Source organism: Desulfosporosinus cupriresistens (assembly GCF_001707885.1).
GTDB lineage: Bacteria > Bacillota > Desulfitobacteriia > Desulfitobacteriales > Desulfitobacteriaceae > Desulfosporosinus.
The window spans coordinates 16,388-31,918 of sequence record NZ_MASS01000033.1; the positions used below are offsets into that span (position 1 = coordinate 16,388).

The following is a 15,531-nucleotide window of genomic DNA, read 5'->3' on the forward strand; positions in this document are numbered from 1 at the left end:
TATTGTTAAACATTTATCTTAATTCCCAGGGTCACAATACACCGTGCCCTACTCAAGATTCTCTAATTCATTATAATCTTTACTCAAAACATCCGCTAGCAATCTGTGATCATGGAGTAAGTCAATTAAAATGCGCTCATCTTTAGTTTGGGTGGCTCGAGCATTGGTAAGAATACTTAGAGGCCGATAAATGGGAGCATCTTGAATTTTCAAGCTTTTAAATATCTTTCTGTCACCTACTCGGCTAACAGTCAAAGAAGAAATAATGGTAATTCCAAGTCCTGCTGAAACAAGTTGTTTGATTGCTTGTGTACTTCCCAGTTCCATCGATATATTTAATTGATCCGGATCAAGCCCTCTCTCTTTAAGGGCCATCTCCATTACCCTGCGGGTCCCAGAACCATCTTCACGAGTCACCAAACGCTCGTGAGGAAGTTCGGCTAAGGTAATACTATTCCTTGACGCCCAGGGATGGAAATAAGGAATCACAACTACCAACTCATCTTCCCAGAAACTCTCCACATTAAGATCCTTATGCTGAGGAACCGGCCCCTCTATCAGACCAATATGCATCTTCTTCTCCAAAACATCTTGAGAAATTGATTCTGTATTGGCGATTTTTACTTTAAAGTCCACGTCTGGGTGAGTCTTATACAAAAATGCCAAAATATTAGGAAGGATATATTCTCCGATCGTTAAAGTCGCGCCAAGCTGAATCAGTCCTCTCTGATTTAGTGCAAGAGCGCTGATCTGCTCTTTAGCATTTGTAAGCAGGTCTAAGACGCTTCGAACATGGGCATAGAAAATCTGACCTTCTTTAGTCAAAGTAACTCCTTTATTAGTACGATCAAAAAAACGAGCACCATACTGATTCTCCAGATTCTGAATCTGCAAACTAATACTGGGTTGACTCATGTGGAGCTTCTTCGCTGACAATGTAATGTTTTTGGTTTCTGCAACATCTTTGAACACAAGAAAATGTTGTTCCATGATGATATATCTCCCTTCGTAGCCCCCTATATCTCTTGAATAGCGCTCTTAATTTACGCTATAATCTATCTATGCAATAGTATATTAACTTGTTCCTATTATTTTCGCCGGATATTTCGCTTTTCCTTCAATTTATAAATTTATATTTTGAAAAATTATACAAATGCACCCTCATTACTTTTAAACAGTATTATTTTTCATCTTACGAAAATACCCGATTATTAAAACCTTGCATCTCTTCCCTAATAAGGATAGAAATGCAAGGTTTTTAAGCTAAGTCCCTGTTTGGTTTATATGGGTTTCTTCTACTATTTATGAAAAGTTCTCTTCTCTAAAGCATTAATATATGCTTTAGCACTGGCTTCAATTATGTCAGTAGAGAACCCCTTGCCTAACACCAGACGGCCATCTTCATAACGCAACTTAACTGTGGCCTCTCCCAAAGCCTCACTGCTTCTAGTTACAGACTTCAGAGTATAATCTTCAAGCGTTGCAACATTCTTTGTTATCCTATCAATAGTATTGAAAAGAGCGTTCACAGGACCGTTACCACAAGCAGCATCTGTCATCATTTCCCCTTCTATTTCCAGGGTTACGGTAGCTGTCGCCATCTCAACTCCATTTGTCGCGATAGACATATCCCGAAGTAGAATACTATCTGCTGTACCCCCGGAATCTCCCATCAATACATAAAGGTCCTGATCAAACACTTCTTTCTTCTGATCTGCCAACAGTAAGAATCTTTGATAAACATCCTCAAGCTGAGCACCTTCTATTTGATACCCTAATTCCTCGAGACAATATTTAAGAGCATGTCTCCCCGATCTTGCCGAAAGACTAATCGTATTTTGAGGAATACCGATGGTTTCTGGTTGGATGATTTCATAGGTTTCTCTGTCTTTTAGAACCCCATCTTGGTGAATGCCTGAAGCATGCATGAAAGCATTGGATCCGACAATCGCCTTATGATCCGGGACTGTCACCCCAGTTATCCGTGAAACAAGTCTGCTTGTGGCAGATATCTCACGGGTGTTAATTTTACTCTCCACCCCGTAACCATCATGTCGGGTATAAATCGACATAATCACCTCTTCCAGGGAAGTATTACCCGCCCGTTCTCCGATACCGTTGATTGTCCCTTCTATCTGACTAGCTCCAGCTTTAATACCCGCTAGGGAATTCGCTGTTGCCATTCCCAAATCATTATGGCAATGCACACTTACAATTGCTTTATCAATATGCTTAACATTATTAATAACAAAACTAATTAATTCTCCATATTCCCATGGGTTAGCATAGCCAACAGTATCTGGGATATTAACCACTGTAGCTCCAGCATGGATTACCTCCTCGATGACCCTTACCAAGAACGTTGGGTCACTCCGAAAAGCATCTTCAGCGTAAAACTCTACATCACTTACATATTTCTTCGCATACTTAACAGCAGCAATAGCCTGTTCCACGATTTGATCCGGTGTAAGCTTAAATTTCTTGGCCATGTGAATTGGTGAAACGCCTATACCTGTGTGAATTCTGGGATATTCAGCATTGCGTAAGGCCTCAGCACAAATATCAATATCCTTTACTACCGCTCTTGTCAACCCACAAATGATAACTCCTTTCATTTCTTGCGCGATCGTTCGAACCGATTCCATATCCCCTGGTGAAGACGCTGGAAAACCCGCTTCAATGACATCAACGCCGAGCTTCACTAATTGATGGCCAATTTCTAATTTTTCTTTAACGTTGAGTGTGATCCCCAAGGATTGTTCTCCATCTCTGAGGGTAGTATCAAAAACATATAATCTACGCATATAAATTCCTCCTTAAATATAAATAAACCCTTCATCTCTAATTGAGACGAAGGGTTAGTTCGCGGTACCACTCAAGTTGACGGCAGATAGCCGTCTTCTCTGCAGATACGGGAGTAGATCGTGGTTCGTAGTTCGTGGTTCGTGGTTCGACCCGAAAAAAATTGCTTAGTTCGAACTACGTGCATCGAACTTCGAACATCGAAGTTCCGATATCCCCTTCCTTTTAACGGCGGAAGCTCCGTCCGAGCCTACTTTAATTACAATTTCGGTCGGCTACTCGAGGAAGAGTTCCAATTCTATCCCATTACTGCCTTTCACCAACCGGCAGTTCTCTGAAACGGGTACTGAACTGTACTATTCCCTCTCATCGTCATTTTAACTGTTTTATAACATTCTGCCATTACTTTTTATTATTGTCAAGGATAAATATCAGGTTAATTTTGGTTCTCCTAAACTTAATCCTTTTCGACAGAGAAAACCCCGTCAACTTCATTTAGATCTTCGATGATTTTATCTATATTTATTCGCTTAAAAGGAGTTCTTAAAGTGTATTCAAAAGTTGTTTTGTTTTCCTCTTCATTTAATAAAGACATAGAAATATTTTGAGCGATTATTTTATGTGATTCAATAATACGGTTGATTTCTTTAACTTTACAAGTTCCATTTACTGTAACTATCTTTAATATCTGCTTACTTCTAAAAAAATAATGTTCGACAGAACGCTCCAATGTAACAAAAACTAAAAACGTAGCAAGGAAGGCAGTAAAATAAAATCCGGCTCCTGTGACTAAACCTATCGCTGAAACCACCCATAGTGAAGCGGCTGTTGTCAGTCCTTTAACCGAGACTCCATCCCTTAAAATAGTGCCGGCTCCTAAAAAACCGATACCTGAAACAACTTGGGCGGCTAGTCGAGCAGGATCTTTGTTTACTGTCGAAAAATCCGAGAATCCATACATTGATAAAATCATGATTAAAGCGGCCCCTAAAGAAACTAAAATATGTGTTCTAAACCCTGCTGGACTATCATGCCGCTCTCTTTGAAAACCTACTATTCCACCGAAAACACAAGCCAGAAATATTCTTAGAGCAATCTCATAATCAGTAATTACCACTGTCCCCACATCTTTCTCTGTATTTTCTGCATTTTCTCTATCTTCGATTATCTTCTGTCTTACTTTTTTGCTAAAGTTCTCGTTTTTCCTTCCTGTAACCATTACTCAATATCTTTGTAACAATGAAAATAACCTGTGAAACCACTCGTCCTTGTGCTTTAGAGTTAATGACTCTTTTCAACCCTTCATTTGACATTTTCCAACTCACTTAGGGGTACTAAGCAAGAGACTTAATATATAAGTATGTATTAAGTCCCTAAAATTTTCCGGCTAAAGATACCCTTCTGCGGAAATAATTAAAGGATATGAAATAAAAGGGGGTTAAACGCTTGGAAGAGATAAACACTAGCATCGTTGAATTAGTGCCTGAGTATTTAGTGATTGTATCACAGTTGGAACCCACTTTAAATATCATAAGAATTAAGGTTTATGATCGGGAGCACTTTTTTGTTAACCCAAATCCGTTAGCTAATGACAATCAGCTAGGCCAATATTCTATCTGTCCTAGCTGCTATAATCAAACAGTTTCCGAAATCCGTGATATGTACGCAGGATGGTCCAAAATTGATAGAACTCAACCCACGAAGCTCATCGGAATTCATAATCAAGATCCTAAAAACCTTTATATTCAGTTTTCACTCGGTGAGCGTTGTTTTATCTACGAACGCAGTTTACAGTCACATAGAGAAGTAATATATGAAGAATTATTCGGTAAAAAGCATAACTGTCGGCAGCGGGCTTTGAGTGGTGATGATGAACAGTATCTTGTCTCTAAACTCAGATTTTTGCCTAAGACCAAAAAGGCGATTAGCTTTTACCCCTTTAAAGCCACTGGCCATACCTACATTAGGAAGCGTCTCTCTTAACCTTTACTGTTAATCCATAATAAACATGCGTCTGCACAATAAATTAATTCCACAAATCACGTTACCAATAACAACTAAACAACGGGTCCTATCAATTGTGATGTACATAAAAAGGGGCCCTTATACTAATGTGCCTAAGTATACGTTCATTCTACAAGTCTCAACGTTATTATAGGAGGTTATTCTAAGTGCAGGGTAGTCCAATTCTAGAAATCGACCTCGCCAAAATAAAATTTAACACCTCTCAAGTGGTCGAACGATGCCACCGAAAAGGGATAGAAGTCATTGGAGTAACTAAAGGATTTAGCGCGATCCACCAGATCGTCTCGGCTATGGTGGCAGGAGGAATTGACGGCCTAGCTGATTCTCGGATGGAAAACATTATTGAACTCAGGGAGAAAGGATTTACTCAACCGATTACTCTGCTGAGAATTCCACGCCTAAGCAACGTCATGAAGGTTGTTCAGTATACCGATACTAGTATAAATTCAGAAATAAGTGTCATTAAAGCATTAGCTCAAGCAGCTAAACAATTTAAAAAAATTCACCAAGTTATATTAATGGTCGATGTTGGCGACCTGCGTGAAGGGGTGCTGCAGGAAAATGTACTTGACATGGCCAAGCAGTTTACTAGTTTTAAAGAAATTAAACTCATAGGGCTTGGAACAAATATGGGGTGCTTTGGAGGAATACTTCCTAGTTCCCATAATCTTGGGGTCTTGGTTGAATTGGGACATGCTGTGGAAAACGAATTAAACCTGAAACTGGAGATAATTTCTGGCGGTGGGACTTCAACATTATTGTTAATTGATAATGAACAGGTTCCTGCTGGAGTAAATCAGTTGAGGATTGGCGAGGGTATCTTATTGGGTACTGATACGACCAATAGTCGAAAAATCCCTTGGCTTCATCATGACGCATTCCAGCTGCAGGCTGAAGTTATCGAAGTTAAATCCAAGCCATCCGTGCCAACAGGGACGATCGGTCGAGATGCCTTTGGTAATATCCCGGAATTCATAGATCTTGGAGTTCGAAAAAGAGCCATTGTATCTATGGGAAAACAAGATGTCAACATTAAAGGAATTCAGCCTGTGGACAAACGTTTAACGATAATGGGGGCTAGTAGTGACCATCTAATCCTTGATATTGAAGACTCAGAATACGAGATTAAAGTTGGGGATGTCATTGCATTTTCTTTAGCCTATTCCGGATTGCTCTCAGTCAGTGACTCACGGTACGTGCGGAAACTATTCAAGGGAGGTTCAGGTTCAAGCGATACAACCTAAATTTATTTCAACCCCTCTCATAAGAGGAAGTCTTTCAAACAGCCTTTTTCAAGAATGCCTCCTACCAATCCTGTTAGGCAGATCTTAAACTACACTCCTGGCTTACGCTAAAAAGAAAGGCCTTAATATTGGCAATCTCAAATTGGACCCTTTATATAATCATCCAATTGGATGTTGTAAGCAGGTGACCTCCCCCGTATAATGAGCCTAAATTATTCCAGAGGGGGAACAAACTATGGCACATAGTTATGCAGAACGCGTCAATTACATGGCTAATTCGGCAATTCGCGAGATCCTAAAAGTGACTGAACAACCAAATATCATCTCTTTCGCCGGCGGGCTTCCAGCTCCAGAATTATTTCCACTTTCCGATATCAGAGAATCTTATGATCGAGTTCTTGGAGCAGGCGACCCTTCTGTCCTCCAATACGGTACCACTGAGGGATATTTACCCTTGCGCGAGGAGATATCTGCTCAAATGAGAGCTAAAGGAATCCAAGCTGAAGCGGGCAATATCTTTCTCACCAACGGTTCTCAGCAAGGATTGGATCTGATTGCTAAACTATTCCTAAACCCCGGAGATGAAGTGCTTCTCCAAAATCCCAGCTATCTTGGCGCCATCCAAACTTTCCGGAGTTACCAGGCCAATTTCAGGTTAGTTCCAACAGTTCAAGGAGGAATCGACCTGCCTGCCCTCGAATTATCTGTTAAAGAACATCGACCTAAAATTATTTACCTCACTCCTACTTACCAGAACCCCACTGGTACCACTCTTACTATTGAAGAACGGAAGGCCATTGCTCGTATAGCGAGTCAGTACGGGGTCCCGGTAATAGAAGATGATCCCTACGGCGAACTCCGCTATGATGGGCCGATTATTGCCCCAATCAAGTCCCTCGCCGCTGAGGACGCAGTGATTTACCTGGGCACTTTTTCTAAGACCCTGGCCCCTGGCTTTCGACTTGGTTGGATCGTCGCCGACCAAGAACTAATAACTAAACTGACTGTCGCCAAACAAGGAACCGATTTGCATACCAGCACTCTCATACAGCGAGCCACTCACTATTATTTAACTCATTTTAACGCGGCCGAACACGTCGAAACGATTCGCCAGACCTATAAAAGACGACGAGACCTGATGCTGGACGAACTCAAAGCAAACTTCTCAACTCAGGTCAAATGGACCGAGCCGACTGGAGGCATGTTTATATGGCTGACCCTGCCAGATAATTATGATACTGATAAGCTTTTAACTCGTGCAGTAACAGGCAATGTAGCCTATGTGCCTGGTAGCCATTTTTTTGCCTGCGCAGGGAGTCACAGCAGCATGAGATTGAACTTTTCTAACCCTTCACCGTTACAAATTAAACAGGGTATTAAAACTCTCGCCGAAATTCTAGCTGTTAGCCATTAGCTATTAGTCGCAACAAAGCGAGTAACTCATTCATTTTATAAGACCCAATCTTTTGACAAAATTGCATCATCATCCATACTAGTATTTTGAGGGGAAAAACCACCATGCAACTGCATTTAGATCGCTCCATCAAGACACCCCTATACTTGCAGATTAGGAGCCAAATTCGGCAACTCATCCTAGCCAACGAACTCCCTCCAGGTTTTCGTCTTCCCCCCGAAAGAACGCTCGCCGCGTCTTTAGGGGTAAATCGGACTACAGTTGTCAATGCCTACCATGAACTAGTGGCCGATGGGTTGATCCAACCCCACGTGGGCAAAGGAACCGTCGTCGTTAATGCCCCTCTGTCCACGGAACATTTTTCTCTTGACCATTTCACTAGCTGTGATTCCGGGGTACGGCCTTCATCAATCCAGCCTATATCCTGGCAGAACTTTTACACTAAGCAGTCTGAGCGCATGTATAACCCAGTCTTGGCCTCTATTCTGGATGAGATTGGCGAAGAAGACCAAATCTCTTTCGCTTTGGGATCACCAGCTGGCGAATACTATCCTCTTGAAGAATTCCGGCAAATTAGTAACGAAGTGATGCGTTCTGGCAACTGGCAAGCCTTCGAGTACGGGCCCACGATTGGCCATTATCCTCTCCGAAAATACTTGAAAGAATGGCTAAGCCATCGTAGCATCCATACTCAGACCCAAAACATCATGATTTTATCGGGTTCTCAACAGGGACTCGATCTACTTGCTAAAGTTCTTATAGAACCCGGAGACTATATCGTGATGGAGGAACCATCCTTCCTGGGGGCTATTGGGGTTTTCAAAGCGGCTGGTGCTCACATTCTTACGGTACCATTAGATCAGGAGGGCCTAAGGACCGACTTGTTAGAACAGATCCTTTCACGCCATCGCCCCAAATTTATCTACACCTTACCAACGTTCCAAAATCCATCCGGCACCAAAATGAGTCTGTCTCGCCGTCAGGAACTCCTCAAATTAGCCTATCAATATCACGTACCAATCCTGGAAGATGACCCTTATAGTGAACTCTATTACGAAGGGATGCCATCCCCTTCTCTCAAGTCCATGGATAAACATGGCCATGTTATCTATCTCGGAACGTTCTCGAAAATGCTTCTTCCGGGACTTCGCCTAGGCTGGTGTGTGGCACCTTCCGCAGTACTTGAACAACTTGCCCTAGCCAAACAGCACGTAGACCTGCATACCAGCACTACCGTTCAATGGATGATGACTGACTTCTGCCGCCAGGGACTGTTAGACAAACACCTTCATATAGTAAGAAACCGGTATCAGCAACAACTCAACACAATGGTAACTGCCTTAACGGAATTTGCCCCACCGGGCTTGTCTTGGACTGTGCCGGAGGGGGGTTTTTACTTGTGGTGTGAACTGCCACCCAGCATAAAGGCCTCGACACTCCTTACTAAAGCTGCTGAGAAGAAAGTAACTTTCATTCCTGGGAATGCCTTTTATATCAATTCCGGAGGAAAAAACCGAATCAGACTCTGTTTCAGTCGTCATTCAGAAACAACGATTCGAGAAGGGATACGTCGCCTCTGCACAGCTGTTTTAGAAATATTAAATCAGCCTCATCCTGCGAGTGCTAATAAACGACTTAGATATAGCGAACCATTAGTGTGAAAAGAGAGAGAAAGGGTTTGCCTTTTGAGGTAAACCCTTTCTCTCTCTTTTCACACTATGAATTAAATCTGTATCCCGTTCCCCATAATGTTTCGATGTATTCAGGGTTAGACGGATCTTTTTCAATCTTTTTTCTTATCTTTTGGACATGAACAGGCACAGTTGCCGTATCGCCAAGGAACTCATTTCCCCAGATCGTCTCGAAGAGATGTTCTTTGCTAAAAACGATGTTCGGATTGGTCGCAAAAAAAACTAGCAATCCATATTCTGTGGTCGTCAATTGAACTTCTTTGCCATTAACAAAGACTTTATGAGAGGCGGTATTTATTTCTAATCCTCTATGGTTTATTACTTCAGAAGCTGCAACTTTCCCCTTGAGCCGTTCATATCTCATAATATGAGATTTTACTCTTGCTACCAACTCCGCAGGGCTAAAAGGCTTAGTTAAGTAATCATCGGCTCCTAAACCTAGTCCCCTAATTTTATCAATATCTTCATTTTTAGCCGATACAATAATTACTGGAATCTCAAATTTAGCGCGAATTTCCTTCGTGATGGAATAACCATCTTTACCAGGCAACATCAAATCTACAATAATAACATTATACAAACCGGATAGCGCCTTCTTCAAACCCTGTACTCCATCTTGAACTATTTCCGCTTCATATCCATTTAACTGGAGATAATCACGTTCTAATTCAGCAATATTTTGATCATCTTCAATAATTAAAATTCGTATCATGCCTAGCCTCTTTCCTAATCATTTTATGATCGGGAGTCTTATTGTAAAACAAGAACCTTCATCTTCAATACTCGTTACCGCAATCGATCCTCCATGAGCTTGCACGAGTTCCTTAGCTATCGCTAGCCCAAGCCCTGTACTCATTAAATCCTTAGTTCGTTCATTATCTATTCGATAAAATCTATTAAAAACATTAGGAAGTTTATCTTTAGGAATACCTGGCCCATTGTCTCGGATATCAATGCTTATAAAATCTTCTTGGCGATCCATTGCGATCTCGATGGTCAAGGCCTGATGAGATCCATATTTAACTGCATTTCCCAGAACATTTTGGAAAGACTGATACAACCTTTTCCTATCAATACTAATAAGGCAATCCCCGACCATTTTATTGGCATAGTGAAAATCGATGTTCCTCTCTTCAAGTTCAAACTTAAATTCTTCCATTAAGTCATCCATAAAAGGTCCTATATAAATACTTTCAAAATTAAACTCCATTTTTTGAAGATCCAATTTGGAAAATAAGAAAAGATCATCAATTAATCTATCAACATAGGCTGTATTCTGATAGATGGTTCTAAGATATTTATTCACTTTTTCCGGCGAAGTAACTACCCCATCCAATATTGCTTCAATATAACCTTGAACCGATGTGATGGGTGTCTTAAGATCATGAGAAATATTGGCAATGAGCATCTTGCGATTTTCTTCATACTCTGACTTCGTTTTCTCACTTGCCTGTAGTTTTTGAGCCATTTCATTGAAGGAATCCACTAATACCCCCATGAAACCTAAATCACACATTCCATCGTTTTCTACTCTTATATTATAATTCCCTTTAGAGATCTCCTCCACTCCATTTTTTAGCTGATTAATAGGTTTAAATACTCTTTTCTCTAACCTTCGCAGAAAAAGATATTGCAAAATTTCTTTAATAATGATAAATACTGCAAAGAAAATACTTATTGACCTTATTCCTGCCCATCTAAACAACAAGTAGAGAATGATGAAGTTAAATATGATACTAATCGGACGAAAAAACCGCAAAGATCTATGATATTGATTGAATTCCCTGTGTTTCCTCTGGAATTCTTGATGCCGGAATAATTCGCGTTGCTGCTTATGGAACTCTTGATGTCGACTTTGAAATTCCGGATGACTCTTCTGGAATTCATTTTGGCTCCAATGAAATTCAAGATGTCGCCTTTGGAATTCCGGATGGCCTTTATGATGAATGGTCTTATGTTTTTCGTATTTTACAATTATACGTTTCAATAGACTCTCAAACACGTAAATCACCTAAATTTCTTCCTTTTGTTCGTGTTCATTATACTGAGAATAAGGACGCAAAACAATTCTATTGTTCTGCGTCCTCGAATTGAAAAATAACCTTGTTTAGTTTACTAACTAAACAAACACAATTCCGCTTTGAGATTCAGATTATGGTTTTCATCAAGATCATTCATTTGTTTTCCGTCAACTGTAACCAAGATCTTCTTAACTTCTCGATTTTCACTAATCCAAAGATTCAACTCGATCTTTGGTTCTTGAAGGCTAAAGAACTCTTTCATAAAGCCGTGATGATGTTGTTGGTGCTCAGACATTGCTCTCTGGCTCATTCTCTCCTGGATCGCCTTTTTCATGTCCTCCGGGATTTCGTTTAAGTTTAAGGAAAGGATGACAGACTTATCGTCTTTTTCTTCCATCTTAATTTGATTAAATAGATTGAGGACGAACGCTAGCTTTGTTAACTTCCCTTTTATTCCTCCACATTTCAGATCATCATAATTTTCAGCGCAATGGTGACTGTGGTGATGGTGACGCATATGTCGCATAAAGCCCGGATGCATTTTCCTCTGGCAACCCTGCATAGTAAACTCGGTTTGACTTTCATGTTTCACTTTCTTACCATCATAGTCTAGTTCTGTACTAAGCTTGACTTTAGTCTCACCGGTTGAAAGATTCTTTTCAAATTGATTAATAAAATTAACAATTTTAGTTTGATCTTTCATCCCTTCAACTTTTAGTGCACCGCTTATAGCCTCCTTATCTTTCATTGTGTTAACAACATCGTACATAAGTTTAAGTTTACTCATTAAAACCAACAACCTCCCTATATTTTTGCTACAATTTCATTATAACGGGAGGTTTTAAACACTTTTTAATGCAAATATAAATATTTAATAAAAATACTTTAAAATAAAATACAGAGGTCATCTGGCTTCTGTATTTTAGGTAAGGGGTAATTTTTAAGTTTTTGATTTTATGAATGCCACTGCACAGATCCGGCATCTCCATGATAGCGGGGGATAACGTGAACATGTAAGTGAAACACTGTCTGCCCAGCGGCTTCTCCCACATTAACTCCTACGTTGTATCCGTCCGGATGAAACTGCTCATCTAATTGCTCTTTAACTTTTCTAAGTAGATCCCCAATACTCGCCATCTCTTCTTTGGTCGCATCAAAGAGGTTTGCTGTGTGCCTCTTCGGAACTATTAGGACATGTCCAGCACTGACAGGATATTTGTCAAAAAACGCCCGCGCTAGCTCGTTTTCAACTAAGATTTGTGTTTCCGGCAGTGTACAAAACACGCAATCATTCATTTAATTTTCCTCCTCAAACTTATTATCTGTTATTTATGGATAATCGTTTTGATATTAAGCTTCTTCACTTTTGTTATCTAGTAGACATAGGCACTACATTCATAATATCGTTAGTTAAATTATTCTCCTTATTCTTCGTCTCGCTCTAAAATCCTCCTTCTGCCATAACCTCCCCACGAAACTGGTCAGCTTCAGTTTGGTAATACGGAGCAAACGAAAAGTTAAAAGATTGATTTAATATATTAGTCTAGCTTCAAATCCAAGTCCTATCAATTTGATCATTCTGAATAATACGTCAATTCTATTCGCTAAAAGCTATGGGTTATATGGTCACGAAGGGATAAAATTTCGTTTCCATGACTATAATTTCTTTAGCACCCTTTTGTGGACATAGTTTACGAAGCGAATCGGAAAAAGTTCTTGAATGGAGGTACCCATGATTGAATTAGTTAAAACGATGAACCCTGAAATCATAGAGCGCATTGTTGAAATAGAAGCAGAAGCCTTTGGACCGGGTGGCTTAAATGTATGGTATCTTGAGCCACTCATCAGGCACGGCCGTGTTTATATCTATCGATTGAATAATGAAATCGTTGGTTTAGTAAATTATATGTTAGATTGGGATAACCCTAAAAAGGCGTATATGGTCGGAGTTTCTATATCTAAAGAGTCACGTGGTCAAGGAATAGGGGCTAAACTACTTACAGAGAGCTTTGCTGCTTTAACCAAGGAAACTATTGAAGAAGTCGAGCTGACCGTGGACCCGAATAATGTTGCAGCCGTTAGGCTTTATGAGAAAAAATTGGGATTCTTGGCAACGGGGTTTAAGCAGGATGAGTATGGTAAAGGCGAAGGAAGGCTGGTAATGAAACTTCTCTTGACTAACTTCGCGGAGAAAGACGTTATGTAAATGGCAGAATAAGCGCGTTAAACTATCTGTATCGCGCACTATAACAAATTACAAGCTTGAAACTCTCTATAAAGTTGACGTACGCTAATTCCTTGACGCTTGTTAGAGCTTTAGCCGACCCTTTGTTATTTCCAATAACCAAAAGATCGGCTAAATCATATAATGAAGTCAGGATTCTATTGTCATGAGGAGGGCTAGCTATGTTTAGTTATAGCAAACCGTTATTTTTTCCGGTTAATGTTCAGCGCCGTAACCCTGTATTTGGTCAAGTATTGCTCGAACACTATGGGGGCAAGGACAGTGAATACTCGGCTGCAACACAGTACCTAAATCACCGTTCCAACATGCGTAACCGCTATCTACGTGATCTTTTGGGCCTCATCGCTGCAGAAGAAATGGGTCACATGGAAATGGTTGCGGTGGCTATTAACAAGTTGGGCGGGCCACCTCTGAGTTATGTCAATTCCCAAGGGATTCCTTGGAATATGAGTTATGTTGATCAAAACCTAGACCCAATTGCGATGCTTCAAGCTGACGTTGAAGCTGAGGTTCGAGCAAGAATTTTATACAACCAGCATTTTAATATGACAAATGACCCGGATCTTAAAAAAATGATTGGTTTCTTAGGAAGCAGAGAGGATGTACACAAACATCTTTTCCAAAAAGCCCAGATGTTGATTCAGCACTCGGCACCATCAGAACAATTCAATGACTTGATTATTGAATATAAAATGAGTTTGAGAATCATTGAACACTAGTAGTTAGTAAGGTGTCATGCGCTTAGGAAAGAATACGATCTCTTCCTAAGCGCCTTGCTATCCGTTTTGAAAGATAAATACAACCTATTTACTTCCCACGGGATATAACGATAATTCTAAGTCTTTCTCCTTAGTTAGTTTACTTTTGATTTGGGACTGAACTGAGAACTCAAAAATAAAAGCATATATCTTTTTGACTAAATCAGGGGAAAGTTGTAGTTCAGTGCCCAGGCTAACTAAGCGCTGAATAATTTCTTTTTCCCGACTAGTATCTTTAACCCGATCCAGTCGTTTCTGATCGCCTACTTTTCTGACTACCTGCATCCTAACTGCTAGCCTTTCGATTATAGTTTGGTCTATACAGTCAATCTGGCTACGCAGAGATTCAAGGGTTTCTCCATCACCCTGCCCTCCAGAAGCAAAGACTCTATTGACCGATCCCGCGACTATTCCTAACTCTCGGGCTAGTTGGACAAACTGTTCTGGGTACAAGGACTGAGGGCCATCGCTTGTAGCCTCTGCAGGATTTGGGTGCATTTCGATCAATAAGCCATCCGCACCTGCTGCTATAGCGGCCTTAGATAAGGACGAAATCAAATCTCTTCTCCCCGCAGCATGACTTGGATCGACAATAACCGGGAGATGAGAAAGCTCTTTGGCGACTCCAACAGCACTAAGATCTAAGGTGTTTCGGGTACTGGGCTCATAGGTGCGTATTCCTCGTTCACAAAGGATAACGTTGGGATTGCCGGCGGATAAAATATATTCAGCTGCCAACAGCCATTCCTCAATTGTCGCCGATAAACCCCGTTTAAGGATAATTGGTTTGTTAATTTTTCCGACCATTTTCAGAAGCTCAAAGTTCTGCATATTTCGAGCGCCAATCTGAATAATGTCAATCTGGTCGACTACTAACTCAAGACTTTGCGCATCAATAACCTCTGTAACACAAAGCAAGTCCTGCTCCCTGGCAGCTTGAACTAAATAATTAAGTCCCTCCCGGCCTAAGCCTTGGAAACTATAGGGTGAAGTACGTGGTTTGAAAACACCACCCCGCAGAATTCTTCCACCTGCTTTTTTTACCGTCTCAGCTGATTGCTTCATCTGGATACTTGATTCTACAGCACAGGGTCCGCCCATTAGAATAATTTCCTTACCTCCTACTGTTACTCCTTTAACCTCAATGGAACTGCGCTCCGCTTTTAGGCCTGCTAATTTCAAATCTTTCATAATCAATACCCCTTTCAAATATAAAAATAAAAAGTCCACGGCCCATCCCATCGCAGGGACGAAAGCCGTGGACTTCCGCGTTACCACCCATTTTGGCCAAATTGGCCCACTCAACAAAGGTACAGTCTCTTAAAACTCGC

The 15,531-nt window shown here is 40.7% G+C and carries 14 protein-coding genes and 1 other annotated feature; of the genes, 6 read left to right on the forward strand and 8 right to left on the reverse strand.

Going from position 1 to position 15,531, the window contains the following annotated elements:
- Positions 1-48 precede the first annotated feature (48 nt).
- The 3 genes from DSBG_RS13465 to DSBG_RS13475 all read right to left on the reverse strand — a co-directional run bounded on the left by DSBG_RS13465 (position 49) and on the right by DSBG_RS13475 (position 4,021).
- Positions 49-990: a LysR family transcriptional regulator gene (locus tag DSBG_RS13465; RefSeq protein ID WP_083236863.1), complete on the reverse strand. Its 942-nt coding sequence runs from the start codon at positions 988-990 to the stop codon at positions 49-51.
- Positions 991-1,298: 308 nt separating this feature from the next.
- Positions 1,299-2,804 (reverse strand): 2-isopropylmalate synthase, encoded by a 1,506-nt coding sequence (locus DSBG_RS13470; protein ID WP_068964837.1) that lies wholly within the window; start codon positions 2,802-2,804, stop codon positions 1,299-1,301.
- Positions 2,805-2,843: 39 nt separating this feature from the next.
- Positions 2,844-3,181: a binding site (T-box leader), on the reverse strand.
- A gap of 78 nt (positions 3,182-3,259) precedes the next feature.
- Positions 3,260-4,021 carry an MgtC/SapB family protein gene (locus DSBG_RS13475; RefSeq protein ID WP_348980974.1) on the reverse strand — a complete coding sequence of 254 codons (762 nt, stop codon included), beginning with the start codon at positions 4,019-4,021 and terminating at the stop codon, positions 3,260-3,262.
- A gap of 227 nt (positions 4,022-4,248) precedes the next feature.
- Here DSBG_RS13475 and DSBG_RS13480 point away from each other — a divergent pair, with 227 nt between their 5' ends.
- The 4 genes from DSBG_RS13480 to pdxR all read left to right on the forward strand — a co-directional run bounded on the left by DSBG_RS13480 (position 4,249) and on the right by pdxR (position 9,146).
- Positions 4,249-4,785 (forward strand): hypothetical protein, encoded by a 537-nt coding sequence (locus DSBG_RS13480; RefSeq protein ID WP_068964838.1) that lies wholly within the window; start codon positions 4,249-4,251, stop codon positions 4,783-4,785.
- Between the two features lie 188 nt (positions 4,786-4,973).
- Positions 4,974-6,071, forward strand: a complete 1,098-nt coding sequence (locus tag DSBG_RS13485) for an alanine/ornithine racemase family PLP-dependent enzyme (protein WP_068964839.1) — start codon at positions 4,974-4,976, stop codon at positions 6,069-6,071.
- Positions 6,072-6,306: 235 nt separating this feature from the next.
- The gene (locus tag DSBG_RS13490) at positions 6,307-7,485 is read left to right on the forward strand and encodes an aminotransferase-like domain-containing protein (RefSeq protein WP_068964840.1); all 1,179 of its coding nucleotides are present in this window, start codon (positions 6,307-6,309) and stop codon (positions 7,483-7,485) included.
- 104 nt (positions 7,486-7,589) lie between these two features.
- Positions 7,590-9,146, forward strand: coding sequence for a MocR-like pyridoxine biosynthesis transcription factor PdxR (pdxR, locus tag DSBG_RS13495; RefSeq protein ID WP_068964841.1), 1,557 nt, complete (start codon positions 7,590-7,592; stop codon positions 9,144-9,146).
- A gap of 55 nt (positions 9,147-9,201) precedes the next feature.
- Here the strand turns inward: pdxR and DSBG_RS13500 are convergent, their stop codons facing one another.
- From DSBG_RS13500 to DSBG_RS13515, 4 genes are all read right to left on the reverse strand, one after another.
- A complete protein-coding gene (locus DSBG_RS13500) occupies positions 9,202-9,888 on the reverse strand; it encodes a response regulator transcription factor (protein ID WP_068964842.1) in 687 nt (228 codons plus the stop codon).
- Between the two features lie 18 nt (positions 9,889-9,906).
- Positions 9,907-10,935, reverse strand: coding sequence for a sensor histidine kinase (locus DSBG_RS13505; protein ID WP_348980975.1), 1,029 nt, complete (start codon positions 10,933-10,935; stop codon positions 9,907-9,909).
- A gap of 356 nt (positions 10,936-11,291) precedes the next feature.
- On the reverse strand, positions 11,292-11,984 hold the full coding sequence (locus tag DSBG_RS13510) for a hypothetical protein (RefSeq protein ID WP_068964843.1): 693 nt from the start codon (positions 11,982-11,984) through the stop codon (positions 11,292-11,294).
- 167 nt (positions 11,985-12,151) lie between these two features.
- Positions 12,152-12,493: an HIT family protein gene (locus DSBG_RS13515; RefSeq protein WP_009620563.1), complete on the reverse strand. Its 342-nt coding sequence runs from the start codon at positions 12,491-12,493 to the stop codon at positions 12,152-12,154.
- Between the two features lie 436 nt (positions 12,494-12,929).
- Between DSBG_RS13515 and DSBG_RS13520 the strand changes: the two genes are divergently transcribed.
- Positions 12,930-13,403, forward strand: coding sequence for a GNAT family N-acetyltransferase (locus tag DSBG_RS13520; RefSeq protein WP_068964844.1), 474 nt, complete (start codon positions 12,930-12,932; stop codon positions 13,401-13,403).
- Positions 13,404-13,603: 200 nt separating this feature from the next.
- Positions 13,604-14,161 (forward strand): manganese catalase family protein, encoded by a 558-nt coding sequence (locus DSBG_RS13525; RefSeq protein WP_068964845.1) that lies wholly within the window; start codon positions 13,604-13,606, stop codon positions 14,159-14,161.
- Between the two features lie 84 nt (positions 14,162-14,245).
- On the opposite strand, the gene DSBG_RS13530 is transcribed toward DSBG_RS13525, so the two are convergent.
- Positions 14,246-15,391 carry a bifunctional 3-deoxy-7-phosphoheptulonate synthase/chorismate mutase gene (locus DSBG_RS13530; RefSeq protein ID WP_068964858.1) on the reverse strand — a complete coding sequence of 382 codons (1,146 nt, stop codon included), beginning with the start codon at positions 15,389-15,391 and terminating at the stop codon, positions 14,246-14,248.
- Positions 15,392-15,531: the final 140 nt, after the last annotated feature.